24 protein-coding genes and 1 pseudogene are annotated in these 25,622 nt (G+C 51.3%); 24 read left to right on the top strand and 1 reads right to left on the bottom strand.

Annotated features, from left to right (window positions below; genetic code table 11):
- The 24 genes and pseudogenes from I8U19_RS13720 to I8U19_RS13610 all read left to right on the top strand — a co-directional run.
- The coding region (locus tag I8U19_RS13720) for an acyl carrier protein (protein ID WP_232337275.1) at window positions 1–1,714 on the top strand (1,714 nt) is incomplete at its 5' end.
- Entirely contained in the window at window positions 1,711–2,937 is a 1,227-nt protein-coding gene (locus tag I8U19_RS13715) for a beta-ketoacyl synthase N-terminal-like domain-containing protein (protein WP_198056185.1), read from the top strand. The genes I8U19_RS13720 and I8U19_RS13715, both read left to right, overlap by 4 nt.
- Window positions 2,938–2,958: 21 nt before the next feature.
- Window positions 2,959–4,218, top strand: a complete 1,260-nt coding sequence (locus I8U19_RS13710; protein ID WP_198056184.1) for a hydroxymethylglutaryl-CoA synthase family protein — start codon at window positions 2,959–2,961, stop codon at window positions 4,216–4,218.
- Window positions 4,218–4,982 carry an enoyl-CoA hydratase/isomerase gene (locus tag I8U19_RS13705; RefSeq protein WP_198056191.1) on the top strand — a complete coding sequence of 255 codons (765 nt, stop codon included), beginning with the start codon at window positions 4,218–4,220 and terminating at the stop codon, window positions 4,980–4,982. Before I8U19_RS13710 ends, I8U19_RS13705 begins: the two co-directional genes overlap by 1 nt.
- A 33-nt stretch (window positions 4,983–5,015) precedes the next feature.
- A complete protein-coding gene (locus tag I8U19_RS13700) occupies window positions 5,016–5,762 on the top strand; it encodes a polyketide synthase (RefSeq protein WP_198056183.1) in 747 nt (248 codons plus the stop codon).
- Between the two features lie 183 nt (window positions 5,763–5,945).
- Window positions 5,946–6,671: pseudogene (locus I8U19_RS17710) on the top strand (polyketide synthase); the annotation flags it as partial.
- Window positions 6,669–7,625, top strand: coding sequence for a thioesterase domain-containing protein (locus I8U19_RS17705; RefSeq protein WP_370589781.1), 957 nt, complete (start codon window positions 6,669–6,671; stop codon window positions 7,623–7,625). The pseudogene I8U19_RS17710 and the gene I8U19_RS17705, both read left to right, overlap by 3 nt.
- 23 nt (window positions 7,626–7,648) lie before the next feature.
- Window positions 7,649–8,497, top strand: a complete 849-nt coding sequence (locus I8U19_RS13690; protein ID WP_198056181.1) for a sugar phosphate isomerase/epimerase family protein — start codon at window positions 7,649–7,651, stop codon at window positions 8,495–8,497.
- A 53-nt stretch (window positions 8,498–8,550) separates the two neighbouring features.
- Complete coding sequence (locus I8U19_RS13685) at window positions 8,551–9,756, top strand: macrolide family glycosyltransferase (protein ID WP_198056180.1); 1,206 nt, start codon at window positions 8,551–8,553, stop codon at window positions 9,754–9,756.
- Window positions 9,757–10,189: 433 nt separating this feature from the next.
- Entirely contained in the window at window positions 10,190–10,654 is a 465-nt protein-coding gene (locus I8U19_RS13680; RefSeq protein WP_033101214.1) for a DUF6323 family protein, read from the top strand.
- A gap of 2 nt (window positions 10,655–10,656) precedes the next feature.
- Window positions 10,657–12,093, top strand: a complete 1,437-nt coding sequence (locus I8U19_RS13675; protein ID WP_033101215.1) for a DUF6179 domain-containing protein — start codon at window positions 10,657–10,659, stop codon at window positions 12,091–12,093.
- Between the two features lie 60 nt (window positions 12,094–12,153).
- Window positions 12,154–13,557: an MATE family efflux transporter gene (locus I8U19_RS13670; RefSeq protein WP_198056179.1), complete on the top strand. Its 1,404-nt coding sequence runs from the start codon at window positions 12,154–12,156 to the stop codon at window positions 13,555–13,557.
- 27 nt (window positions 13,558–13,584) lie between these two features.
- Window positions 13,585–14,937, top strand: coding sequence for an MATE family efflux transporter (locus I8U19_RS13665; RefSeq protein WP_198056178.1), 1,353 nt, complete (start codon window positions 13,585–13,587; stop codon window positions 14,935–14,937).
- Between the two features lie 8 nt (window positions 14,938–14,945).
- Window positions 14,946–15,890 (top strand): acyltransferase domain-containing protein, encoded by a 945-nt coding sequence (locus I8U19_RS13660; protein ID WP_198056177.1) that lies wholly within the window; start codon window positions 14,946–14,948, stop codon window positions 15,888–15,890.
- Window positions 15,891–15,907: 17 nt separating this feature from the next.
- Entirely contained in the window at window positions 15,908–16,735 is an 828-nt protein-coding gene (locus tag I8U19_RS13655) for a methyltransferase domain-containing protein (protein ID WP_235281664.1), read from the top strand.
- A gap of 138 nt (window positions 16,736–16,873) precedes the next feature.
- On the top strand, window positions 16,874–17,773 hold the full coding sequence (rfbA, locus tag I8U19_RS13650; protein ID WP_033101218.1) for a glucose-1-phosphate thymidylyltransferase RfbA: 900 nt from the start codon (window positions 16,874–16,876) through the stop codon (window positions 17,771–17,773).
- Complete coding sequence (gene rfbB, locus I8U19_RS13645; RefSeq protein WP_198056176.1) at window positions 17,770–18,747, top strand: dTDP-glucose 4,6-dehydratase; 978 nt, start codon at window positions 17,770–17,772, stop codon at window positions 18,745–18,747. Before rfbA ends, rfbB begins: the two co-directional genes overlap by 4 nt.
- Before the next feature lie 115 nt (window positions 18,748–18,862).
- Window positions 18,863–20,101 (top strand): DUF4309 domain-containing protein, encoded by a 1,239-nt coding sequence (locus I8U19_RS13640; protein ID WP_033101219.1) that lies wholly within the window; start codon window positions 18,863–18,865, stop codon window positions 20,099–20,101.
- A gap of 226 nt (window positions 20,102–20,327) precedes the next feature.
- Window positions 20,328–20,474, top strand: a complete 147-nt coding sequence (locus tag I8U19_RS13635; RefSeq protein ID WP_370589277.1) for a YezD family protein — start codon at window positions 20,328–20,330, stop codon at window positions 20,472–20,474.
- Window positions 20,475–20,601: 127 nt separating this feature from the next.
- Window positions 20,602–21,621 (top strand): sulfate ABC transporter substrate-binding protein, encoded by a 1,020-nt coding sequence (locus I8U19_RS13630; RefSeq protein ID WP_198056175.1) that lies wholly within the window; start codon window positions 20,602–20,604, stop codon window positions 21,619–21,621.
- A gap of 33 nt (window positions 21,622–21,654) precedes the next feature.
- A complete protein-coding gene (gene cysT / locus I8U19_RS13625) occupies window positions 21,655–22,491 on the top strand; it encodes a sulfate ABC transporter permease subunit CysT (RefSeq protein WP_033101221.1) in 837 nt (278 codons plus the stop codon).
- A gap of 12 nt (window positions 22,492–22,503) precedes the next feature.
- Window positions 22,504–23,346, top strand: a complete 843-nt coding sequence (gene cysW, locus I8U19_RS13620) for a sulfate ABC transporter permease subunit CysW (RefSeq protein WP_198056174.1) — start codon at window positions 22,504–22,506, stop codon at window positions 23,344–23,346.
- Between the two features lies 1 nt (window position 23,347).
- Window positions 23,348–24,493: a sulfate/molybdate ABC transporter ATP-binding protein gene (locus tag I8U19_RS13615; RefSeq protein WP_198056173.1), complete on the top strand. Its 1,146-nt coding sequence runs from the start codon at window positions 23,348–23,350 to the stop codon at window positions 24,491–24,493.
- Entirely contained in the window at window positions 24,490–24,765 is a 276-nt protein-coding gene (locus I8U19_RS13610; protein WP_033101223.1) for a hypothetical protein, read from the top strand. Before I8U19_RS13615 ends, I8U19_RS13610 begins: the two co-directional genes overlap by 4 nt.
- A 281-nt stretch (window positions 24,766–25,046) precedes the next feature.
- On the opposite strand, the gene I8U19_RS13605 is transcribed toward I8U19_RS13610, so the two are convergent.
- Window positions 25,047–25,478 carry a hypothetical protein gene (locus I8U19_RS13605; RefSeq protein WP_152568557.1) on the bottom strand — a complete coding sequence of 144 codons (432 nt, stop codon included), beginning with the start codon at window positions 25,476–25,478 and terminating at the stop codon, window positions 25,047–25,049.
- Between the last annotated feature and the right edge of the window lie 144 nt (window positions 25,479–25,622).

The following is a 25,622-nucleotide window of genomic DNA, read 5'->3' as shown; positions in this document are numbered from 1 at the left end:
TGCCGCCTCCGGTCTGGTCAGTCTGATCAGCCTGGTGCAGGCGATGCGCCATGAGACCATCCCGGGCAGCCTCCATTGTGAGCAGGAAAATGAATACATTCGCTGGAAGGGCAGCCCGTTTTATGTAAATAAAACGAACCGGCCGTGGAAGGACAAGGAAGGGAAGCGGAGACTGGGGGCCGTGAGCGCCTTCGGGATGAGCGGAACCAATGTCCATCTGGTGCTGGAGAGCTATCCGGAAGAAAGGAGTGCGGCACGACACCGTCTTCCTTATTACTTGCTCGCTCTGTCCGCCAAGACCCGGGAGGCGCTGGAAGCGAAGATCAGCGACATGATCGCTTTTCTGGAGAAGGAAGAGTGGAGGGAAGAAGATTTATTGCCTCTCAGTTACACTCTTTTGAACGGACGCCAGCATTTCCGCCATCGCTGTGCCGTGGTCGTACAGGGCAGAGAGGATGCCATTTATGCATTGAAACAAGCGGCCGGTCAAGAGAAAATGCCGCATATCGTTCACGGTCAGGTACCGAACCGGTTTACCGGCCAAAAAGCGATTCAAACGTATGTGCGTGATCTGCTCAAACAAAGCGTCGGTTTGCGTGAAGATCCTGTGCAGTACCAGGAAACCCTTTTGGCCTTGGCCGAGTTTTACTGTCAGGGCTATGAGCCGGAATGGGAGCTGTTGTTTGCCGGAACAGATCCGCACCGCCTGCATCTGCCGACTTACCCTTTTGCCAGAAACACTTACTGGGTACCCGGAAAAGAGCATGGGACGAGCAGCACCGAGCAGGGGACACCGCCGGTTTTGACTCCGATGGTTTTGCGCGATCCCGTTGTTCACCCGGAGGCGTCTCAACCACCAAAGGTTTCCGTTCCCGGGAAGCGCACGTTGCCGGACATGCCTGCCGTGATCGGAAACCATCAGCCCAAACCGAAACCGGGGCGGATTGTCCTGTCGCCTTTAACTGCAGAAAAAACAGATTCTTTGGCCGCAGGAGCGGAGGCAGCCGGAGAGAGCATTGAGGAAGAACTGGCAGCAATGCTGGCGGATGTCCTGGTCATGGACCGGGCCGAGCTGGATGCGGAAACGCCGTTTATTGAGCTGGGGATGGACTCGATTGTCGGAGTGGAATGGATTCAGTCCGTGAACAGACGGTATGGGGTGGAGCTTACTGCCAACATCATCTATGAATATCCTGATCTCCGCCGCTTTGCCGTCTTTTTGGCACAGGAGATGAACGGACAGGAGCCGGCCGGGCTTTCCGCAGCTTCCCTGGTTCCGCTTCCGCCCGAATTGCAGCCTGCCGCAAAAACGGAGGAAACCCATCCGGCTGTTTCCCTCTCATCTGTCTCCGGGGAAGACGTACTGGAATTTTTGGTCTCCAGTTTGGCGGAATCACTTTCCATGGACAGAGAAGAGGTGGATATAGATGCGGAGCTGATTGATCTGGGACTGGACTCCATCATTGGTGTGGAGTGGATCCAGGCGGTGAACAAGCGCTACGGGATCTCGCTTACCGCCAACAACATCTATGAATATTCGAACCTGCGCCGGTTTGCCGCATATCTGAAAGAGAAACTGTCTGATGCGGGAAAAGAAGCGAAGCAGGAGCCGGCCGGGTTAAACCTGGAGGAATTCATACGCCGGGTTCAGGCAGGCGATATCGACATTGAAGAGGCCGAGCAACTATTGCACCGGGGAGGCATCACAAAATGAGCTACAGCCCGTCTGATTTGCAAATCACTGGGGCAGGCATCACTTCCGCCATCGGTCAGGGTAAAGCCGCCTTTACATCTGCCCTGATGCGGGGGGAGCATGCCTTCGGAATCATGAAACGGCCGGGCCGGCAGAAGGGGACTTCCTTTATCGGCGCGGAGATCGCGGAACTTTCCTATCCGGATCGCCTTTCCAAAAAACTGCTGCGAACGGCATCCTATTCCGCCCATGTGGCCTTGATCACCCTTGAGGAAGCATGGCGGGAGGCGAAGTTGGATGAGGCCGATTCCGCCCGGATCGGACTGATTGCGGGCGGGTCCAACTTTCAGCAGCGGGAATTGCTTCAAACCTTTGAAGCTTACCGTGACAAGCCGCATTTTATCTCTCCGGCTTACGCGCTTTCCTTTATGGACAGCGATATTTGTGCGCTTTGCACGGAACAGTTTGGCATCCGGGGATTCGCTTGTACCGTCGGCGGTGCATCGGCGAGCGGGCAATTGGCGGTAATCCAGGCCTGCCAGGCGGTACTCTCGGGTCAGGTCGATATTTGCATCGCCCTCGGGGTCTTGACCGATCTTTCCCATATGGAGTGTCAGGCCTTTCGCTCTTTGGGGGCGATGGGTTCTGACCGCTATGCGAACCGGCCTGATTTGGCCTGCCGCCCTTTTGACAAGAACCGGGACGGCTTTATTTATGGGGAAAACTGCGGAGCCGTGGTGATCGAACGGGCGGAAACGGCTCGAAGACGCGGAGTCAAACCGTATGCCCGCATTTCGGGATGGGCGTGGGGGATGGATGGAAATCGCAATCCCAATCCTTCCTTTGAAGGCGAGGTCCGCGTCATTCGCAAAGCATTGGGGCAGGCCGGACTCGCTCCGGAAGAGATCGATTACATCAATCCGCATGGAACCGGTTCACGCATCGGGGATGAGACGGAGCTGCGGGCATTGGCTGAATGCGGTCTTGCGCATGCCCGCATCAATGCGACCAAATCGGTCACCGGCCACGGCCTCAGCGCAGCGGGGATCGTGGAAATCATCGCCACCCTCTTGCAGATGAAGGAATCACGGCTTCATCCCACCCGCAATCTGCAAGAACCGATTGACGAATCATTCCCCTGGGTGCGGGGCGAGGCGCTTCCGGCCGATATCACCCATGCCTTGAGTTTGAGCATCGGCTTCGGTGGCATCAATACCGCGATTTGTTTGAAAAAAGAAATGTAATCTTCGGGAGGGGATCAGCACATGGTTGCTGTCGGAATTGAGGCAATGAATGTTTTTGGCGGAACCGCTTACCTGGACGTCATGGAACTGGCTCAGCATCGGGCATTGGATGAAACCCGCTTTGAAAATTTATTGATGAAAGAAAAAGCCGTAGCACTTCCCTTTGAAGACCCGGTGACCTGTGGAGTAAATGCGGCCAAACCGATTGTCGACGCTTTATCCGAAGAGGAAAAAGAGCGGATCGAACTTCTGATCACCTGCTCCGAGTCGGGGATCGACTTTGGCAAATCGATCAGTACTTACATTCACCACTATTTGGGGCTGAGCCGAAACTGCCGCCTGTTTGAATTGAAACAAGCCTGTTACTCCGGGACTGCCGGTTTGCAAATGGCCGTCAATTTCATCTTGTCCCAAACCTCTCCCGGTGCTAAAGCGCTGGTAATCGCCAGTGACATCTCGCGTTTTTTGGTTGCGGAAGGGGGCGAGGCGCTGACCCAGGACTGGTCTTATGCGGAGCCCAGCGGCGGAGCGGGAGCAGTTGCCCTGTTGATTAGCGAAACCCCTTACCTGTTTCAGGTGGATGTCGGGGCGAACGGCTATTACGGCTATGAGGTGATGGATACCTGCCGACCGATCCCGGACAGTGAAGCTGGAAATGCCGACCTGTCTTTGCTGTCTTACCTCGATTGCTGCGAACAAACCTTTTTGGAATACCAAAAACGCGTCGCCGATGTCGACTACCGGCAAACGTTCCAATATCTCTGCTTTCACACGCCGTTCGGCGGGATGGTCAAAGGAGCGCACCGCACCATGATGCGGAAACTGGTGAAGGCCAAGCCGCAGGAGATTGAGGCTGATTTTGAGCGGAGGGTGTTGCCGGGGCTGAGGTACTGCCAGCGCGTCGGGAATATCATGGGGGGCAGCGTTCTTTTATCTTTGCTGAGCACGATCGACCAAGGGAACTTTGATACGCCGAAACGCATCGGCTGTTTCTCCTACGGCTCGGGCTGCTGCTCGGAATTTTACAGCGGGGTCGTGACACCTCAGGGGCAGGAAAGGCTGCGCCGCTTTCAAGTGGAAGAGCAGCTGAATAATCGCTACCGTTTGTCGATGGAGGAATATGAACAATTATTGCTCGGCAGCCATGCAGTGAAATTCGGAACGCGCAACGTGAAGCTCGATCTTGACTTCATCCCGGGGGCATTGGACGCGACCCGTGGAAAAAACCGTTTGGTTTTGGAGGAGATTCGTGAATTTCATCGGGAGTATCGGTGGTTATGATGGAGTATCAAACGGTGAAGGTGAGGGAGCAGCAGCAGATTTGTTTTTTGCAGTTTTATCGTCCGGAGGCGAACAACACGATCAATGACCGCATGGTGGAGGAATGCCATCACGTGCTTGACCGGTATGAGGAATCAGCCAAAATCCTGGTCATGGAAGGGCTGCCGGACGTTTTTTGTTTTGGGGCCGACTTTCAGGAGATGCATGACCGGATGGCAAACGGCAGACAGAGTGAACGCAATCCCGGGCGCTTATATGATCTGTGGATGCGCCTGGCAACCGGCCCTCTCCTGACCATTTCACACGTGAGGGGAAAAGTGAATGCGGGAGGGATCGGATTTGTCGCCGCCAGCGATATTGTCCTGGCTGAACGGACGGCGCAATTCAGCCTGTCGGAGCTGTTGTTCGGCGTGTTTCCCGCGGCGGTGCTTCCGTTTCTCATTCGCCGCACCGGCACGGCCAAAGCCAATTACATGACGGTCATGACCAAGGCGATCTCGGCCGAACAAGCCGCATCCTGGGGACTGGTCGACGCTTGTGACGATGACAGCCGCTCTTTGCTCCGCAAGCATTTGCTGCGGCTGAAACCTTTATCAAAAAGTGCGGTAGTGAAGTACAAGCGCTACATGCAGAGGATTAGCGAGCCCCTGGCGCAGGCAAAGCCGATCGCCGTCAAGGCCAATTTGGAAATGTTCTCAGACCCGCAAAATCTGACCGGAATCTATCGGTACATCGAAACGGGAAAGTTTCCCTGGGAGGAATGAACCCATTTTGCTAAAGAAAGGAGCGAGCGGGCGATGGCATCGGTTGTTCACTTTCAGGAAATCGAGCCGGAGATCGTGCTTTTGACCATGGAGGACCGGGTTCATAAAAATACGTTCTCAAAGGAGTTAATTGACGGTTTGCTTGAAGCCTTCGCCGTCATTGAGGCGAGCAATGTCTACAAAGTTGTGGTTTTAACCGGATATGACAGTTACTTCGCTTCGGGCGGAACCCGGGAGGGGCTGCTGGCGATCCATGAAGGCAGGGAGAAATTTACCGACAAGAATGTTTACAGCCTGGCGCTGGACTGCAAAATCCCTGTCATTGCAGCGATGCAAGGGCACGGCATCGGCGGTGGCTTTATCATGGGCTTGTTTGCCGACTTTGTGATTTTGAGCAGGGAAAGCGTCTATACGACCAATTTTATGAAATACGGGTTTACCCCCGGGATGGGCGCAACTTGCATTTTGCCGAGGAAACTGGGAATCAGCCTGACTGAAGAGCTGTTGATCAACTCCGGAACGTACCGGGGGGCGGAATTGGAAAAACGGGGGATTCCTTTCCCCGTTCTGCCCAGAGCGGAGGTTCTTGGCCATGCCCTGGAATTGGCGCGTCAGATTGCCGAAAAGCCGAGGTATTCCCTCATCCTGCTCAAAGACCATCTGGTTGCCCCGATTCGCGAAGAACTGCCGTCGATTGTGGAGCGGGAAGTGATGATGCATGAAAAGACGTTTCACCAGCCAGAGGTGAGAGAGCGAATCAATGCGCTGTTCGGGAAATGACGGGGGTGAATGGCCGGTATGAATACAAAGGAACTGTTTCGCGCGCTGCAAGCCGGTGAAATCAGCCCGGAAACCGCCTATGTCAAACTGGCGGAATTTTTGGATAAAAGGCAGCGGAGCAGAGAGGATTCCGCTGCGGAAAGTGATGGTCCTGGCGGCAAGGGAAATGAGCTGCAAACCCGGCTGCCGGCAGTGGACTGGGGTGAGATTGCACCGGGGATTGTGCAAGTGACGATGCAGGACCGAATCTATAAAAATACCTTTTCCACGGAGTTGATCACGGGGCTGATGGAAGCCTTTGCCGCGATTCGCTCCCGGCCCGACTTCAAGGTGGTCATCCTGACCGGCTATGACCGCTATTTTGCCTGCGGGGGCAGCCGGGAAGGCCTGTTGGCTCTGTATGAGGGAAAGGCCAAAATGACCGATCTCCATCTTTACAGCCTGGCTCTGGAGTGTGAAATCCCTGTCATCGCGGCGATGCAGGGACACGGGCTTGGCGGGGGATGGTGTCTGGGGCTGTTTTGCGACTTTGTCATCATGAGCCGGGAAAGCACATATGCCTGCAATCACATGAAGTACGGATTTACCCCCGGGGACGGGGCGACTTTGATCTTGCCTGAAAAATTGGGAAACCCGTTGGCGCAGGAGATTTTGTTTACCGGCAAAAACTTCAGGGGGTCGGAATTGGCGGCGAGAGGAGTGGGCATTCCGATTTTGCCGCAGCGAGAGGTTCTCCCTTATGCCTTGGAGCTGGCCAGGGAGTTGGCGGAGAAACCGAGGGAAGCCCTGATCCTGTTGAAAAAACATATGGCTGCTCCGCTGAAAGCGCGTTTGTCCGAGGTGGTGGAAAGGGAGTGGGAGCTTCAGGAGAAAACCCTGGTTGGGAAACCGGAGGTTTTGGAAAAAATGTTGCCGGCTTTTGAGCCTCTCTCCGGCCCGCCTTCCTTTCCGGAAATCAGGCATCTGAATGCGCGTTTTTCCGGGCGCCCCGTTTTTTGGCTGCACGGAGAGGGGGGAGGCCTGGAGGGGTATCAGACAATTGCGCAGAAGAGCGGGCGGCCCTTTTACGGGATTCAGGCGCGTGGGCATATGACGGAGGATGCGCCGATCAGAGGAATTGAGGCGATGGCTTCCTACTACCTTTCCATCATTCGCTCCCGGCAGCCCGAAGGTCCCTATGATTTGGGCGGCTATTCGCTGGGGGGCGTGCTCGCCTATGAAGTGGCGCGTCAACTGCAGGAAGCCGGGCAGGAGGTTCACAGCATTGTCATGCTGGATACCCTGGACCGTTCCGCTTGGGAAAAAGTCCGTTTAAGCAACCGGACGAGAGCGTTGCAGGCAGTCAATATGACTCTGCTCAACCGGACGCGCCGGGATTGGCCATCCGTCAGGGAAAAGCTCATTCATCAGGAAGAAGCCGGATTTCCAGGAGACGAAGAGGAATTTTTGCGGCAACTGATCCGGTTGGGAAGAGAGCGCGGATTGTCTCTGGCCAAGACAGAAGAGGAATTGTTGAGGTTGTTTCAGCAGAATCTCCGCGTACAGGAGGCGTTTCAGCTGGATCAATACCCGCTGTTGCCCCTGCCGGACCCTTCCGGGGTGAGCTGCTACTATTTTCGCAATCAGAGCGGCCTGTTTTTCGGTGAACTCCAGCCCTATCTGACAACCGCCTCTGATCAAATTGCCATCGACCATGAATGTTACTGGAGCGGTTGGGAGCAGCTGTTTCCCCGGTTCAAGCTGTTGGACGCCTCTTCCTCCAGCCATATGACCATGCTGTTTGAACCCGCGGCCCAGGCGGATATCGGCAAAGTTTGCGAAGCGTTGTATGCGGGGACGGACGCTGTTCGGACAGACCGCTAAAAGCGATGAAAGGATGGAAGAAGATGAAATTCAGCCTGATGACCTATTCGCTGGTGCCCCTCATGAGAACAGGGGAAATGAAGCTGGAGGATGTGGTCAGGTTTGCCGCCGATGAGGGGTTTGAGGCGATTGAGTTGCTGATGTTTGATTTCAGCCGGCCGGCGGGGGAGATTACCGGTCTGCTGGACAAATACGGGATGAAAATTTCCTGTATCGATGCCTTCGTTGATCTGGCTGCCGGCAAAGAGGATGTCTATGCGGAAAACATCGCATTGGGCAAGCGGATTGTCGATCAGGCGGAGGAGCTCTCCGCACCCATGGTCATGCTCGTTCCCGCGTTTGCCGATCAGATTCAAAGTGAGGCGGAAAAGCTGAGCGTGCTCCCGAAAATAATCCAGGCGTTGCAGGAGATTACCGCTTATGCCCAATCGAAGCAAATCACCGTCACCATCGAGAACTACCCCGACCTCAGAGTGCCTTTTTGCAGTCTGGCTGAGATCGAAACGATTCTCCGGCAAGTGCCCGGACTCAAACTGACACTGGACTGTGGAAACATGCTGGTGGCCGGGGATGACCCGCTTGAAGCCTGTGAGAGGTTGGGAAAAGTGATGGTCAATGCTCATCTCAAGGACTGGCAGGTTACTGCGGACGAAAGCGGGACCCTGTGTGCGGACGGCCGATATTTGAAGCCGGCCGTACATGGCCAGGGGATCATCGATTACCGGTCGCTGTTTCGGAAAATGCTGGAGCAAGGCTATGACGGCTATCTGGCTTTTGAATATGAAGGGGAACACAACTGCAAAGAGGCGGCCAGACAGGGGATCCGGTATCTTCGGACGGAATTGAACCGGCTGCTCAATTCCCGGGGATAAAGAGATTGCCCGTTCAAGCCGGACAGAATTGGGAAAGAGAGGGAGAAGAAACCATGTCAACCGTTCTTTTTTTAAACGGCCCTTCACATGGCCATGTCAATCCGACATTGGGCCTGGTCGCGGAGTTAAGCAACCGTGGAGAAAAGGTGATTTACTTTTGCACCGATGATTTTCGGGAAAAAATCGCCAGGACCGGCGCGATATTCAAAAGCTTGGGGGATGGGGCCAAACTTCCGAAAGGCAATCCCCGGATCGACAAGAACAAACAGTTGTTTGACATCGCTCTGCGCATGTTATTATCCACGGAAAAAGTGGTTCAGCATATTCTGGAGGAAATCAAAGAGGAAACCATCGATTACATGATCTACGATTCGATGTATCCGGTCGGCAATATCATTTCACAAATTTTGAAGGTACCGGTGATCTGCTCCCATGCCGTTTTTGCCAGACCGGAGGAATTGGCTCCGCAAAACGAAAACACGGTCGGCATGGAAGTGATGCAGGATCACCCGGCTCTCGGCGAGTACAGGAAAATGGTCAATCGGCTGAAAGAAAACTATGGAGTGGAGATGCCGCAGCTGACCGGGATGATCACCCATTATGGCGATCTGAACATTGCTTATACGGCGAAAGAATTTGTGACAAGGCATGAGGATTATGATCCAAGTTTTCGTTTTATCGGCGGACCCGAAAGTGTTTTGGAGGAAAAGATCGATTTTCCTTTTGACAGACTTGAGGGCAAAAAGGTGGTATTCATTTCGTTGGGAACGGCTTTTAACAATGCAAATCCGAATCTTTACGATGTATTTTTCAACGCTTTCAAGGAAGACTTGGAAACGGTGGTCGTGATTGCAGCCTACAATACCGATGTTTCCCGGTTCGCGATCCCGGACAACTTCATTGTAAGACACTATGTGCCGCAACGGGAAATTCTGAAATATACGGATGTGGCTGTCACGCACGGGGGATTGAACACAACGAGCGATCTGGTCTATCAGCAAATCCCCTTTGTCGTGATCCCGATCGGCGGCGACCAGCCGTATATGGCCGGCAGATTTGCCAGTCTGGGAGCTTCAATCACTCTGGACAAGGATACGCTGACGCCGGAAATCCTCCGTCAGGCGCTGGATCTGGTGTCAACCGCGCCGGAGTATCGGGTGAATCTCGGGAAAATCAAGCGTTGGTTTGAGGAAGCGGGGGGCTGCAAGAAAGCGGTCGAGGAGATAATGGCCTTTAAAAAAGAGCGAAACATAGGCTGACGGAGATCGGCTTTTCCATACGAAACCCCTGACAACCGGTCTGGCGCCAAGGATGTCAGGGGACGGGCAAAACAAAAATATATGTTGAAATAATCAGATAATTGAACGACCGAAAAACATTTGACATGAAAGAGGGAAATAAGGTAAAATGGGATATCAAAATAAATAATAAATTATCCCAACCCTAATATAACATAAACAAAAAGAAAAGTCAACCGTTTTTGTGAAATTGTGCTGAGGGTTGGGCCGCGGTGTCCCCCCTTGATTCCCGGGGTTTCGAATGGTCGGTCAGCAGTTTCCGTTTCCCTCCCGATTTTGCCTGAGTTTGATCCCGGGTTGTATCTGCAAGACATGATGCTTTTTGAGCAAATTCGTTTCCGATGAAAGGGGGCAAAAGGCGGGAAGTCGTGCTTTCAGAGAGGAAGGGAAGCTCATGTATTTATCCCGTATATTCAACGCAATCAATATCTCGGTTCAGGAAAAGTATATGACCGAAATTCTGGAACTCAATGAGAAGACAAAAGAATTTGGTTTGATCTTGACTCCCGATGAAGTAAAAAACATGATGGTCGCCAGAAACAAGGTGTTGCGCGATTACGGCCGGGTGGAACTGGGCATTGAAGTGACGAAGGAATTGATCGAGATATTTTCCGAATCACCGTATATCCATGAAGACAATTACGCGGCAACACTTACGGAACTGCACGAGATCTTCTATTATTTGCGAAATGAAACGGAAGACAAAATCGGCGATTTCAAACTGATCAGCATGATGAAGGAGATGTTTGACGGTGAGTGTGCGGGTTCGGTGGAACTTTTAAAAAGCAGACTGGAGGAGTTTGCCGAGAATTTCCGAAGCGAATCGCTGCGTGAGTCTTTATTTGAGGGGGAGGATTAGGTTTGGAGTTTGAAAACGACAAAGAGAGATCCGGTCTTGTTTCGCGCAGCAAGATAAAAAAAGCGAATCTCCGGCGGAATCAATATACGATATCCCTTTTGAATGAAGGACTTCGTGCCGGATTGCTCACCGGTCAGGAGGTATATCGCATCCAGGCCGGATTGATGGGCATTCTGCAGGATTTGATCCGGCGCTATACGCAGGGTGAAAGTTCTTCCGTGACCTCTGAAACGGCAGAAAGTATCATGGCCTCCCTCCTCTACGCTGTTGATGCCTATACCCTTCAATTCATCAACCCGGATCAGGCAGTCACCGAGCTGAAAACAGGCAATATCCGCAACATCTACGAACAAGGATTGGAATTGTTGCGCCGGTTATTTGAAGAAACGAAGCAGCTCTATCAGGAAGTAAAGAAAAACAAATTGGATGTGCCCGTCGATGCCTACAATATGACGATCGATGAATCGTTGCCGATCTTTATGAAAAAGTACGGCATTGTTTTTGATGCCCACAATACCATGGCCAGCATCGATTATCCTTTGGCGGTCGATGACATGCGCCTTCAGGGCGTCTTTTATATCCGGCAGTATCTGGAACGCCTGCAAATGGAGACGCGATTTTGCCGCAGATTCGACCGGAGGGACTTGCTGGATCTGCTGACCGACTATGGAAAAGTGTGCAGGTTTGATTACCGGATAGAATTGTTCAACATCTTTGAGTTGGTATTGAATAATGCCATCTTTTCGATTTTATCAGGGGGGGATGCCGGTCAAATCAGAATTTCCGCCAATCAGTACAACCGGTTGCAACGGATGTTCAGCCGGCTGAATGCCTCACAGATCGCCGCCGCCATTCATCAGGCGATGGAGCGGCTGCAGCACGAGATGAAAACCGATCCTCCGCTCACAGACTATATGAACCAGTGCCGGAACAATTTGATTCAGCGAGTGATCAACGCTGCAAACCATGACAGCTTGGAAACCGTCATCATCAGAGAAAAAGAAGTAAAGACGAAATCGATTGTGCTCTTGCTGAACGAAGCGGATCGAATGAGCGACGTCCGCTTGCGCCGATTGCTGGACGAAATGATGCGGCTCGAAACAAAAGAAGAAAAAGTGCAACTGATCAGGGATTATTTTTCTTCCCTGCATGACTATTTGGATCTGCTTGATTCCGGTTGTTTGTATGGAGATGAATATGAAGCGCTCTTTGCCACTTTTGGCGACATGGAACTGGCGATTTTCGCAAAAATCGTATTTTATGAGGAGCTGCGCGCCGATTTTCTCGATTTTCAATCGATCGTGGCTGCCGGAAAAGACGACGAGAGCGAATGGAAAATGCATTACGTTGAGTTTATGCAAAAATTGAGTGATGACCGAATCAATGCCATTGGCAACCTGATCAGTGATATCGATTATGAGGAAATCCGGTTTTATTGAGATGCCGGCCCTTTTAGACCGGTTTTAAGCAGAAATCATTGAGTTTTGGAGGAAATGCGCATGAACAAAACCAACGCGTTGAGTGAAGAAAATACCATAAAATTACTGATCAGCTACTCCTTGCCCATGATTGTCGGCTTGTTTGTCGGCGCCTTCTATAACATTATTGACCGGGTGTTTATCGGAAACGGGATCGGTGACCTGGGGATTGCCGGGATTGCCGTTTCCTTTCCCATCATGATGACCATCATGGCTTTTTCCACCCTGATCGGAACCGGAGCGACCGCACTCACTTCCATTCGCCTGGGAGAGAAGAACACCGCTGAAGCTGAGAAAGTGATGGGGAACGCTTTAACCTTGCTTATCATTGTCTCGATTCTTTTTACCGTTCCCTGTCTGATCTTTCTGAATCCGATTTTGAAAGCATTTGGCGCGAGCCCGGAAGTGCTGAAGCCGGCGGCCGATTATATTTGGATCATTTTGTTGGCCAGCATCTTCATGATTGTCGGCTCGGGCATGAACAACTTTATCAGAGCGGAAGGAAACCCCAAGAAAGCGATGTTTACGCTGTTGATCGGGTCGGTGCTGAACGTGATATTGGCTCCTCTTTTCATTTTCGGCTTTGGCTGGGGGATGCAAGGTGCAGCGCTGGCCACGGCCATCTCTCAGCTGGTTTCGGCGCTGTGGGTTTTATCGCATTTTTTTCTGAGCAAGAGCCTCTTGAAAATCCGCGCCAAAAATATGCGGCTTGATGGCAGGCTGGTCGGGAAAATTCTGGCTGTGGGTGTCGGCTCCTTCATCACCCAATTGGCGAGCAGCGTGTTGTTTGTCATCATTAACAATGTGTTGCTCCGTTACGGCGGAAATACGGCGATCGCAGGCATGAACGTCGTCAATGCCGTGCAAACATTCATTATGCTGCCCGTATGGGGGATCAGCCTCGGGATCCAGCCGATTATCGGCTATAACTATGGTGCCAAAAATTTTGAGCGCGTGAAGAGCACATTGAAAACGGCGTTGATTATTTCCACGGTAATTGCCAGTGTCGCCTCGCTCTTCGTTTATTTCCTGCCGGAGTACATCGTTGCCATTTTCAACAGCGAAAGCCGGCAATTGATTTCTTTCGGCAGCCATGCGCTGGTCACGTACCTCCTCTTTACCCCGCTGATCGGCCTGTCCATCGTCGGTTCGGGATATTTTCAGTCTCTCGGCAAGGCCAAACAGGCGATCCTGTTAAGCTTAACCCGGCAAGTTTTCATTCTGGTTCCGGCCCTGCTCATTCTGCCGAGGTTTTTGGGGGTTGAAGGAGTGCTGATTTCCGGGCCGATTTCCGACTTCTGTGCGGCAGCAATTACCTTCGGATGCGTGGTTGCGAATCTGAAACAAATTCAAAATCAAATGAAAATAGGGACGACTGCCGTTCAGTCCGAACCGACCGGTGTAGCGGGCAGCAGCGAATCTTAACTTCTCAGATGAAAGCGGAGTGATATTGTGAGCAAGAGGCTGATCATGCAAATTGCCCTGCCGGTTTTTATTGAGAGCGCGCTGATGATGGCTGACAGCATCATCCACGTCATCTGGGTGGGCCATCTACTGGGAGGGTTGGCGGTAGCGGCCATCGGAGCCTGTTTTCCGATCATCCTGGCTTTCGCAGCCATCGCCGGCGGAGCGGCCAGAGTCGCCACAACCCCGATTTTGCAGCATTTTCAAGCCAAAAATAAGGAAAAGATGCAGACCTATGTGAACCTGTCCTGGTCTTTCGGTGTTTGTCTGGTCGTCATCATGACCGCAGGGGGATATTTTTCTTCCCGATCGCTGCTTGCCTTGTTTGGAACCCCTGAATCTGTCATCGGGCTGGCGGGCGGCTATCTGCGGATCATGATGCTCGGTTTTGCCGTTATGTACCTGTCCTTCCTCACCGTTTCCATGCTCAGGGGTGTCGGAAATGTCGTTGCCCGGATGCTGTTCGTGGCGGTTTCCATCGTGGGCAATCTGGTTCTGGTTCCCTTGTTTATCGAAGGAACCGGTCCGTTTCCGAAATGGGGATTAAACGGGGTTGCCATTGCTGCGCTGATCGTTTCCGTCATCGCCATCATCGTCAGCTTGTGGTACATCCGGCGCCGGGTAAAAGGTCTCCTTACCAGGCCGACCGGTTGGAAATTCAACGGTAAATTAATGGCCGCCTTCTTGCCTGCGGGGATGCCGGTCTTTATGCAGCAGTTGATGCTGGCTTTGGGCTATGCCTGTATCCTGTTTTTTGTCAATCCCTTTGGCAGCGATGCAATTGCGGTTTTTTATGTGACCAGCAGGATCGACTCCATCGCCGCCATGCCTTCGATCGCAGTGATGATTGCGATTTCGGTGCTCACCGGAAAAACATTGCAAGCGGGCAGGTTTTCGGAGATCCCAAATCTCTTCCGCCGGGGACTGATCGTCAACCTTCCCGTCGTTCTGCTCATTTCTCTGCTCTGTTTTTTCGCTCCTCATTTCATCATGGAGCTGTTTATCAATGATCCGAACATTGTGAGCATCGGAATCGGATATTTCCGAATCGTCAGTCTCAGTTATTTGCTCTTCAGCGTTTTATACGTGTGCAACGGCATTATCACCGGGGTGGGGAAAAGCGGGATCATTACTCTTTTTTCTCTCGCTTCCCTCGTTGTGGTCAGGGTGCCGGCCGCAGCATTCCTTACACAAGCTGGTTTTAAGGTGAACGGTGTATGGTTGGCCATCCTGGCCAGTTTTGTCGCGCTGGCTGCCTGCAGTCTGTTCTACTATCTTTTTGGTTCATGGAAAAAAGGGTGGAAGATGACGGTCATGGAATCTTCAGGGATGAAATCATGAGGGATAAAATGGTTTTTATGTTTTCCGGTCAGGGTTCGCAATACTTTCATATGGGAAAAGCGTTTTATGACCACGAACCTGAATTCCGGGAACAGATGAACCGGTTGGATGCCGTTTTTCAAGAGCTTTCGGGCAACTCCCTGATCCGGTATCTCTATGATGAACGTCGCTCCAAAAGCGATGAGTTTGTTGATTTGTTCTATACCCATCCGGCCATTTTCATGGTTGAGGTGGCGACGGCCCACATGCTGATGTCGAAAGGGATCCGGCCTCAGGCGGTGATCGGTTCCAGCATGGGGGAATATGCTGCCGCCGTGGTCGCCGGCGCGCTGGATGCGGAAGACGGTTTGCGCTGTCTGTTCGATCAAGCCCGTCTGCTCAAGGCGCTCTCTCCGCCCGGGGGGATGATCGCAGTTCTGGCTTCGCCGGCACTCTATGATGAGGTACCTGTCATTCACCATCATGCGCAGTTGGCTGCGGTGAATCATCAGTCCCATTTTGTGCTGGCGGGAAATGAAGAGGGGCTGGATGTGGTTGAGAGATATCTGCGAATGAAGGATATCACGCACCTGCGTCTTCCCGTGACCGTCCCGTTTCATTCTGCGCATATTGATGCCGCGGGAGAAGCGGTGCGGGAGCGTTTGTGGCAAGTTACGTTCCGGCCTCCGCGCATTCCGTTCTATTCTTCAGTGACCGGAAGGCGGATGCCTCATTTGACAGCGAATTATTTTTGGGATGTTTTAAGACAACCGATTCGGTTTGGCGAGGCTTTAAATGAAGCGGTCGCCCATGGAGTGACTTTTATTGATTTGGGACCTTCAGGTACCTTGGCCAACCTGGCAAATGCTCACTTCCGGACAAAACGGGATCTTCATGTTTTCAGCCTGCTCTCCCCGTTCACCGGTCATCAAAAGGCTTTGGAAATGTTGTATGCCCGGTTGCTTCAGCCGTGAATCCCCAGAGTGAGGAAGTGAAATCATTGAATCCATCCGGTTCCTATCATATCAAAACGATTGCCAATAATGTGGAGGCTGAGATCAATCGCTTAAAGGCGCAGGTCGACTTGTTTTGGCAAAGTGAATGGAAACATTACCAGGAGTTCGGTCTGGATCAAGCCGGTTCAATTGTGGAGTTGGGATCGGGCCCCGGTTTTCTTGTGGAAAAACTGTTGGTACATATTCCGGGAGCCGAGGTGACGGCCGTGGAGATCGATCCGCTCCTGGTCGAGTATGCCGGTAATTATTTGGCAAAACAAAAGTTGGACAGGTGGCAGGTGATTGAAGGCTCGATCACGGATACCGGGCTGGAGGATGATTCGTTTGATTTTGCCATTGCCAGATTGGTGCTGGAGCATTTGCCTGACCCTCTCGAGGCCGTTCGGGAAATTTACCGAATCGTAAAGCCGGGAGGGAAAGTGATCGTCATCGACAATGATTTTGAAATGCACATCATGACCTATCCGCCGGTTTCCGGTTTGCGCGAGCTTTACGATGCTTATTGCAAGGCGCGTGCGGCTGAGGGAGGCAATCCGAAAATCGGGAGAGAACTCCCGCGCATCCTGAAAGAAGGCGGTTTTACCGATGTGGAATTTGAAATCATCAGTGCCCACAGCGCGCTTCTGGGGGATGAGATGTTTTTCAGATCGGAGGGGATCGGGATCCCGTATAAGCTGGTTCAGGACGGCTTTTTATCCAGTAAAGTGCTGGGGCAAATTTCCCTCGGTTGGAGAAAAATGATCCGGGATGAACATCATTCGGTTATTCGCCAGCTGTATATGGCGGTGGGGAAGAAAGATTGATCAAGCGGGAAGCACAGCCGGTCTTGGCATCATGCAGCCTCTATCCGCCGAAGCAGACTCCCTGGTTTCTTCAGGAAACTTGGGAGTCTATTTTTGAATGCGGGGCCTGCCCCGGAGCCTTGAGAGAGGAGGATGTGCATGAAAGGGATTGTTCTGGCGGGCGGCACTGGAACCCGTCTCTATCCGTTGACCAAGGTGATTTGCAAGCAACTGTTGCCCGTCTACGATAAACCGATGATCTACTATCCATTGTCCGTCCTGATGTTGGCCGGGATCAGGGATATCCTGATCATCTCCACCCCGCAGGATACTCCGCTGATTCAACAATTATTGGGGGATGGAGCCGATCTCGGCATCCGCTTGTCGTATGCGATTCAACCTTCACCTGATGGGATCGCCCAGGCTTTTCTCATCGGGGAAGAATTTATCGGCCGTGACCGGGTGGCGCTTATCCTGGGGGATAACATTTTCTACGGTCATGGTCTGACGCCCATTCTGCGAAGAGTGGCGGCGAGGAAGAAGGGGGCCACCATTTTTGGCTACAACGTCAGAGACCCGCAGCGCTTCGGTGTGGTAGAATTTGATGAAGCGAACAGGGTGATTTCAATTGAAGAAAAGCCTGCTAATCCGAAATCTAATTATGCTATCACCGGTTTTTATTTTTACGATAATGATGTGGTGGAGATTGCCAAACAGATAAAACCATCCGCCCGGGGAGAGTTGGAGATAACCGATGTGAACAAAGTCTACCTGGATATGGGAGCCCTGCACGTGGAATTGATGGGGCGAGGGTTTGCCTGGCTGGATACGGGAACGCATGAAACCCTTTTGCAAGCTTCCCAATTTATCGAGACGATCGAGAAACGTCAGGGTCTGAAGGTGGCATGTCTGGAGGAGATCGCTTACCACATGGGCTATATTCGCGACAAAGATTTGCGGAGATTGGCAGAACCGATGCAGAAAAACGAATATGGGCAGTATCTGCTCTCGGTGATCGGGCGCAAGAAAATCCACAACGGACAGGAGGAAGCAACATGAAATTGCTGGTGACCGGGGGAGCCGGCTTTATTGGGAGCAACTTTATCCGCTATATGGCGAACCGGTATCCGGAATATGAGATCATCAATCTCGATCTGTTGACTTACGCCGGGAATCGGGAGAATTTGCAAGACGTGGAGACACATGCCAACTATCGCTTTGTCAAAGGGGACATTGGCGACAGAAATCTGGTGGAGTCGCTTGTGGGGAACGGGGTGGAGGTGATTGTCAACTGCGCGGCGGAGTCGCATGTGGATCGCAGTATCAAAAATCCGGATATTTTTGTTAAAACCAATATCGTCGGGACGCACGTCCTTTTGGAGGCGGCAAGAAAACATAAAGTAAAAAAATTCCTGCAAGTATCTACCGATGAAGTGTATGGCTCACTCGGCGAAACCGGCGTTTTTACCGAAGAGACAGGGCTGGCTCCCAACAGTCCGTACTCGGCCAGCAAAGCAAGTGCGGATCTGTTGGTTCGCGCTTATCATGAAACGTTTGATTTGCCGGTAAACATCACCCGTTGTTCCAATAACTACGGCCCCTACCAGTTTCCGGAGAAATTGATTCCGCTGATGATTACCCATGCCCTCGAGGATCAGGAATTGCCCGTTTACGGGGACGGCCTCCATGTGCGCGACTGGCTGCATGTGGAAGACCATTGTGCGGCCCTTGACAGGGTGATCCATCGGGGCAAGGACGGAGAAGTTTATAACATCGGCGGAAATAATGAGAGAACCAATCTTGAAATTGTAAAACTGATTTTGAAGGTTCTCGGGAAATCAGAGGAATTGATCCGATTTGTCGAAGACCGGTTGGGCCATGACCGGCGCTATGCGATCCATTCGGCCAAGATCCAAAGAGAATTGGGCTGGAAGCCAAGGTATACTCTCGAAGATGGCCTCAGGCAAACCATTCAATGGTATCTGGACAACCGGGACTGGTGGGAACGGATCAAAAAGCGTGCGAACGGGTAATGGCCCTGCCCGGAATGTTGGATTGTTCTGTGTTCACTTCTTTTTCTCATTTGGTAAAATGAGCTTGTTCTCATAAGTAGAGAATTCAAAAAAATAAGGAGTGCACAGACAAAGAATGGATGGGAATCGTGAAAAAGTTGAAGCCAAAATGACAAACCAGGAAGAACCGCACATTGCCGGAGATTTGTCGGGAAGCAAACCCAAGCCTTTCCTCAGCGTACGTTCAAAACGAAAGATGTATAAAATGATGTCCTTTATTTTCAGCGTCATCCTCATCCCGCTCATCATGACCATTCTGCTCAGTGCTTACGAGGATGAAACCAATGCCTGGGTGCGTCATTTGTTTGCCGGGAAGAAGAAAGAGACCTATACCGAAACGATCAAAAGGCTGGCCGCCAGCGGCAATCTGCCGGACTACCGATGCGGCCCGATCGGGACTGCGATTCAGGAAGTGATAAACCGTTGCGGAAAACCGGTTAAGCGGACGGATGTTTATGAGATTGACGGTTCCAATTCGAGCCTGTTCTATCTCGATGGAAACAGCAAGTTGATTGGGCTTGATTTTCAAAATGAAAAGTTGAAAAGCATCATGATCCAGGCGCGGAAAAACGAGTCGTTGCTGATCAGCGAGGTCAAACGCGTTTTTGGGCCCCCCTCCGAAACCAATGAAGGAAAATCGGATATGTCGGATCTTGAGACGTATTATCAATATAATTTGAACTCTTATCACGTAACCTTCTCGTACAGCTCGAAAACCAATAAATTGGACAGGTTCACATTAGAAACCACCAGCAACTTCCCTTATGACGGCAGACCGCGCACCCAGTTTGTAACAGCCGCCCATCCGGTGGGCAGCGACAAACGGATCAGCCCCGAGGGTGGATTGTCGGCGGCGAAACAGCTGAAGCAGTGGATCAGCCGGGGGGACCTGGGCAACTACGATTGCGGGCCGTTGGGCACTTCCCTGCAACAAGTGGCAGCGGGCACCTGTGGTGATTATGAAAACAATGTGTCTTCCCGTATAGTGAGTGACCAGGAGAAAGGGCTGGGCTTTCGGTTTAAAGACAGGGAAATACAGCTCAAATTTTTCAAGGACCGGTTGACATCGATCAGCGTCAGAGAAACGGAACAACCTCTTCCGATCACCAAAGAGAACATTGAGCGGGTGTTTGGAAAACCGGATCGTGACAAAAGCTCCTTTGACATTCTTGACGGGAAGTTTGTCTCCTACAAACTGAATGACAAAAAAGCGGACTTTTTCTTCAACGACAAAGGTGAACTGGATTATATCTGGCTTCGCAAGAGCGGACTCTACGATGATGAATTCGGCACTTTGTTGCCGCAGAACGAATAGGAAGAAAAGCCGGTTATCAAGGTCGCATTTTATGATTGACAAGTATGATTTTGGGGAATAATATTATATAAAATATTCTATATTTGTTGATTGAATTAAATGGGATCCTGTCGCCATAATCTCGACTAACATACTTGAGATTATAAAGATCGAAGGATGCAGCCCAATCTGACTGTTTCTATTCTCCAAGGCGGATGGGTTTCCTTTATGGATGGAGGGGATCTTCTTGTCTGATCATCCATACGGGATTGACGAACAGTGGATTGAGCGCATTATTCGGGCATTGGAAGGGCTGAAATACGGATCTGTATTGATAACCGTTCATGATTCCAGGATTGTTCAGATTGACCGCACAGAAAAAATAAGAGGCTGACACTCAAGAATCATTTCCATAATCAAATATTGCGCCGATCGGACAACCGAAGGCTCCAGTAATCTTGCCATGCACAGGCAGGTTTATTGGAGCTTTTTTATTTTTTGAATGGAGAGGAGAAAAACGGATGAAAAGGTTATTGATGTTACTGGTTTCGCTCAGTTTGGTGGCAGGGATTTCGGGATGCGGCCCTTCCTCCGGATCCGGGAAGAACGAAGTGGAGCTTTTGAATGTTTCATATGATCCGACCCGTGAATTTTATCAGGACTTCAACCGGCAATTTGCCGCGTATTGGAAGAAAAAGACGGGGGAAACGGTGACGATCAAACAGTCGCATGGCGGTTCGGGGCAACAATCGCGGTCAGTTCAGGACGGATTGGATGCAGATGTGGTCACTTTGGCCCTCTCTTATGATATCGATGCGATCGCCGAGAAGGGCCTGATCAGCCAAGACTGGCAAAAGAGGCTGCCGGAGAACAGCTCGCCCTACACTTCGGCGATTGTCTTTCTGGTGAGAAAGGGAAACCCGAAAGGAATCAAGGATTGGGATGACTTGGTCAAACCGGGGATATCCGTCATTACCCCCAATCCCAAAACTTCGGGCGGAGCAAGGTGGAACTATTTGGCCGCATGGGGTTATGCACTGAAAAAGAATAAGGGAAATCAGGCGAAAGCAAGAGATTTTGTGACCAGATTATATCGGAATGTCCCTGTCCTGGATTCGGGTGCGCGTGGGGCGACGACGACGTTTGTGGAGCGGGGAATCGGTGATGTGCTGTTGGCTTGGGAAAACGAAGCACTGCTGTCGCAGAAAGAGTTTGGCAAAGACAAATTTGAAATTGTGTATCCCTCGCAAAGCATTTTGGCGGAACCGCCGGTAGCGGTTGTCGACAAAGTCGTGGACCGGCACGGAACGCGCAAGGTGGCACAAGCTTATCTGGACTATTTGTATTCGGATGAGGGGCAGGAGATCGCCGCCAAACATTTTTATCGTCCGCGTTCGCCGAAAGTTGCGGCAAAATACGCAAGCCAGTTTCCGAAAATCGATTTGTTCACCATCGATGAGGTATTCGGCGGTTGGGAAAAAGCGCAGAAAACCCACTTTGCCGACGGAGGCATCTTTGATCAGATCTATCAGAAAAAATGACCGGTTTGCTGAGAAAGTGAAGGGGGAGGTTTCATGGCGAAAAGGTTGGCAAAAAAGAGCATCATTCCCGGATTTGGCCTGACTATGGGCTATACCCTGGTTTACCTGAGTCTGATCGTACTGATTCCGCTCTCGCTGATCTTTTACAAGACGGCCAGTTTATCTTGGAAAGAGTATTGGGATGTGGTGACCGATCCGCGAGTCATCGCTTCTTACCGGCTCACCTTTGGCGCATCCTTTGTCGCTTCCGTCATCAATGCCGTATTCGGGACGCTGATCGCCTGGGTTTTGGTTCGTTATGATTTTATCGGAAAACGGCTGGTGGACGGGATTGTCGATCTGCCGTTTGCGCTGCCTACAGCTGTTGCCGGGATCGCTCTGACTTCGGTCTATTCCGACAACGGATGGATCGGCAAGTTTTTGGCTCCCTTGGGGATCAAAGTGGCTTTTACTCCGCTTGGTGTCATAGTTGCTTTAACTTTTATCGGCTTTCCGTTTGTGGTGCGAACGATCCAGCCCGTTTTACAGGACTTGGATCATCAGTTGGAGGAGGCTGCTTTTTCGCTCGGGGCCAGCCGGCTGCAAACCTTTGTCAGGGTGTTGTTTCCTCCGTTGTTGCCCGCACTCCTGACCGGCTTTGCCCTCGCTTTTGCCCGGGCTTTGGGAGAATACGGTTCCGTAATTTTTATTTCCGGCAATATGCCAATGGTGACAGAGGTGACCCCTCTGCTCATCGTGACCAAGCTGGAGCAGTATGACTATGCAGGAGCTACTGCGATTGCTTCAGTGGTCTTGATTGCTTCCTTTATCTTGCTTTTTATAATCAATTGTTTGCAATGGGTTAGTGGCCGGCGTTATTTCATCGGATAAGGAGGGAGGAATATGCCGAAACCGGTTCAGCCTGCGGCGTTGGTTCGCTTTTTGCTTATTTTTGCCGCCCTTATTTTTCTTTTCCTTTTTCTCATCGTACCACTGTTTGCCGTTTTTTCAGAAGCCCTGAAAAAAGGAATTTTGGTTTACATTGAATCCGTTGAGGATGCGGATGCGCTCTCGGCGATCCGTTTAACCTTGCTCGTCGCGGCGATTTCCGTTTCTCTCAATACGATTTTTGGAATAGCCGCTGCCTGGGCGATTACCAAATTTGAGTTCAGGGGAAAAAACCTGCTCATCACGCTCATTGATCTGCCCTTTGCCGTATCCCCCGTCATATCGGGATTAATCTTTGTGTTGCTGTTTGGTGCGCAGGGGATATTGGGACCGTGGCTGGAAGCGCATGATATCAAAATTATTTTTGCAGTTCCCGGCATGGTGTTGGCGACTGTATTTGTAACGTTTCCCTTTGTGGTCAGAGAATTGATCCCGGTCATGCTGGCGCAGGGAAAACAGGAGGAAGAGACGGCTTTATCCCTCGGGGCAGGCGGTTTGCAAACCTTTTTGCGCGTTACTTTGCCCAATATAAAATGGGGGCTGTTATATGGGGTGATTTTGTGCAATGCCCGGGCGATGGGCGAGTTTGGTGCGGTTTCTGTCGTCTCCGGGCATATCCGGGGAATGACCAACACCATCCCTCTTCATGTAGAAATTCTTTATAACGAATACAATTTTGTTGCAGCTTTTGCAGTAGCCTCCATATTGGCGGTATTGGCGATCATTACCCTCATCATCAAGAGTTTAAGCGAATGGAAGACGAAACGCCTGTTAGAAGCAGCAGAGGAGGAACAGTGAAATGGGAATTGAGGTGCGCAACGTTTCTAAAGCATTCGGTTCCTTTCAGGCGGTTCAAAATGTCAGCCTGAAAATCCCGACAGGTCAACTGATGGCACTGCTCGGGCCATCCGGATCAGGCAAAACCACACTGCTCCGGTTGATTGCCGGCATGGAGAGGGCGGATCAGGGTCAGATTTTCTTTCACGGTGAAGATTATACCAACCGCAGGGTGCAGGAGCGGAAAGTGGGCTTTGTCTTTCAGCACTATGCGCTCTTTCAGCATATGAATATTTTTGAAAACATCGCTTTCGGATTGAAAGTGCGCCCTCGGAAAAAGAGACCATCCAAACAAGAGATATACGAACGGGTGACGGAATTGCTGCGCCTGGTGCAGTTGGAGGGATTGGCCAAACGTTATCCGGCCCAACTTTCCGGCGGACAGAGGCAACGGGTGGCCCTTGCCCGGGCATTGGCCGTTGAACCCAAAGTGCTGCTGTTGGATGAACCGTTCGGAGCGTTGGACGCCAAAGTGAGACAAGATCTTCGTCGTTGGCTGAGACAATTGCATGAGAAGTTGCAGATCACCACTGTCTTCGTCACCCACGACCAGGAGGAAGCGCTGGAGATGGCCGACCAGGTGGTTATCATGAATCGGGGACGGATCGAACAGGTCGGAACACCGGAAGAAGTTTACCGTTCGCCGGCCAATGCCTTTGTCTACACATTCCTCGGCAGAGTCAATCTGTTTCATGGCCGGATTCATCAAGGGAAAATCAAATTGGGTGAGCATGAGTTGGACGTGCCGGGAATTTCACATGCGGATGAAGTTCCCGCTGTGGGTTATGTCAGACCCCATGAAATCGGCATCAGCCGCGAGCAATCGGAAAAGACCAGCATTTCGACCATTGTCCGTCATATCAACCCGGTCGGGCCGATTGTGCGCTTAAATTTGAAAAGAACCGATACCGGTGAATTGTTTGAGGTGGAAGTAAGTGACGAACGGTACCGGGAATTGGACATTCAAGTGGATGATACCCTTTACGTCAATTTGAAGAGCATGAAGATTTTCCTGGAAAACTCCAAAACCGAAGCTGTTGCGGAAGAATCGGACTTGGGCGAAGCGGCCGATTCCGGGCCGGTCTGGGATGAGCAGGTCGCGGAGTGAATGAAAGGGATGAGTGTTTTTCTGCGGTGACCTTTGCGGAAGGAAACAATGGACTGGAAAAAGAAATTATTTTTAAAGCATACATCGCAGTTGGAGGGGTGAAAATGGAGGACTGGTGGAAACAGAGCAATCAGGATCTGAAGCCGGAAAACCCAAAATCCAACTGGGTGACCGGAAAGGACGGAAAAGAAGATGCCATTCCCCGGCAATATCTCGGAGCGAAGCCAGATGCACAATTGGATCACAAACGAAAACATCCTTGGGAGAATTGAAGAAGATTGCAGGCCGTCTTCCTCAGACCTGTATGTGATCAGCTGAATCCGTCGGCATAAAAAATGCCCGCTGATCAGATGGGAAAGCTGCCGGCAAATCGGGGAGCGCTTTGAAAAAGCCGGCAGGAACCGAAACAGAAGGGGATGGGTGCTTTCTGCGGTAACTTTTGGCCGGGGGTTCCTGGAGCGGAAGAGAAGTATCAGCACCCGACATATTCCTGTTTTAGGAGTTAGCAAAGAAGCAGACCCGTTTGATGACGGGTCTTGCTTTTTTCTGCCGGTTATTTTTTCTTCTTGACCCCTTTTCTCGCCGGTTTTCGCAATCCCCGCGGAATGTCAAACTGCCAAAAAGTGCCGCCGAATCCGCCCGTTGCCGATCTTCTGGTAAAGGTGACTCTCTGCGTGGTGGGATCCACACTGATTTGGAAACTTAAGTTGCCGGACCCTCTGGTCACCCCCCGTGGGACATCGACCCAGGTTCCTCTTACGACGTTGCCGCTTCGGATTCCGCGAAACACATTCGTAAAGTTATCCCCATCTCCGGCATTTCCCAGTCCAGTCCACCAAATGGTGTTCCCGATTTGCCGGACATAATAACGGCCGCCATCATCACAATCGTACACACCCGTCGGATTGGAGATGGTCCCTTGTGCTGCTCTCACTTTTTTCTTGGGAATCAGTTTGTTTCCGGCAATCAAACTGCTTGTGGACATGGAATCACTCCCTTTTTTCAAAGTCAATTTATCGTATGAAAAAAGAGAATGATGGTTTGTACCAAACGACCATTTCTGTTTTTTGGCACAAATATGAACGAATAAATGAATAACTCTGCTGATTTCCTGGTGTGGAAGTCTTGC

It is taken from the genome of Thermoactinomyces sp. CICC 10523, from assembly GCF_016055105.1.
Taxonomy (GTDB): Bacteria; Bacillota; Bacilli; order Thermoactinomycetales; family Thermoactinomycetaceae; genus Thermoactinomyces_A; species Thermoactinomyces_A daqus.
The sequence above is the reverse complement of the archived record's forward strand: the minus strand, read 5'-3'. Positions and strand labels throughout refer to the sequence as shown.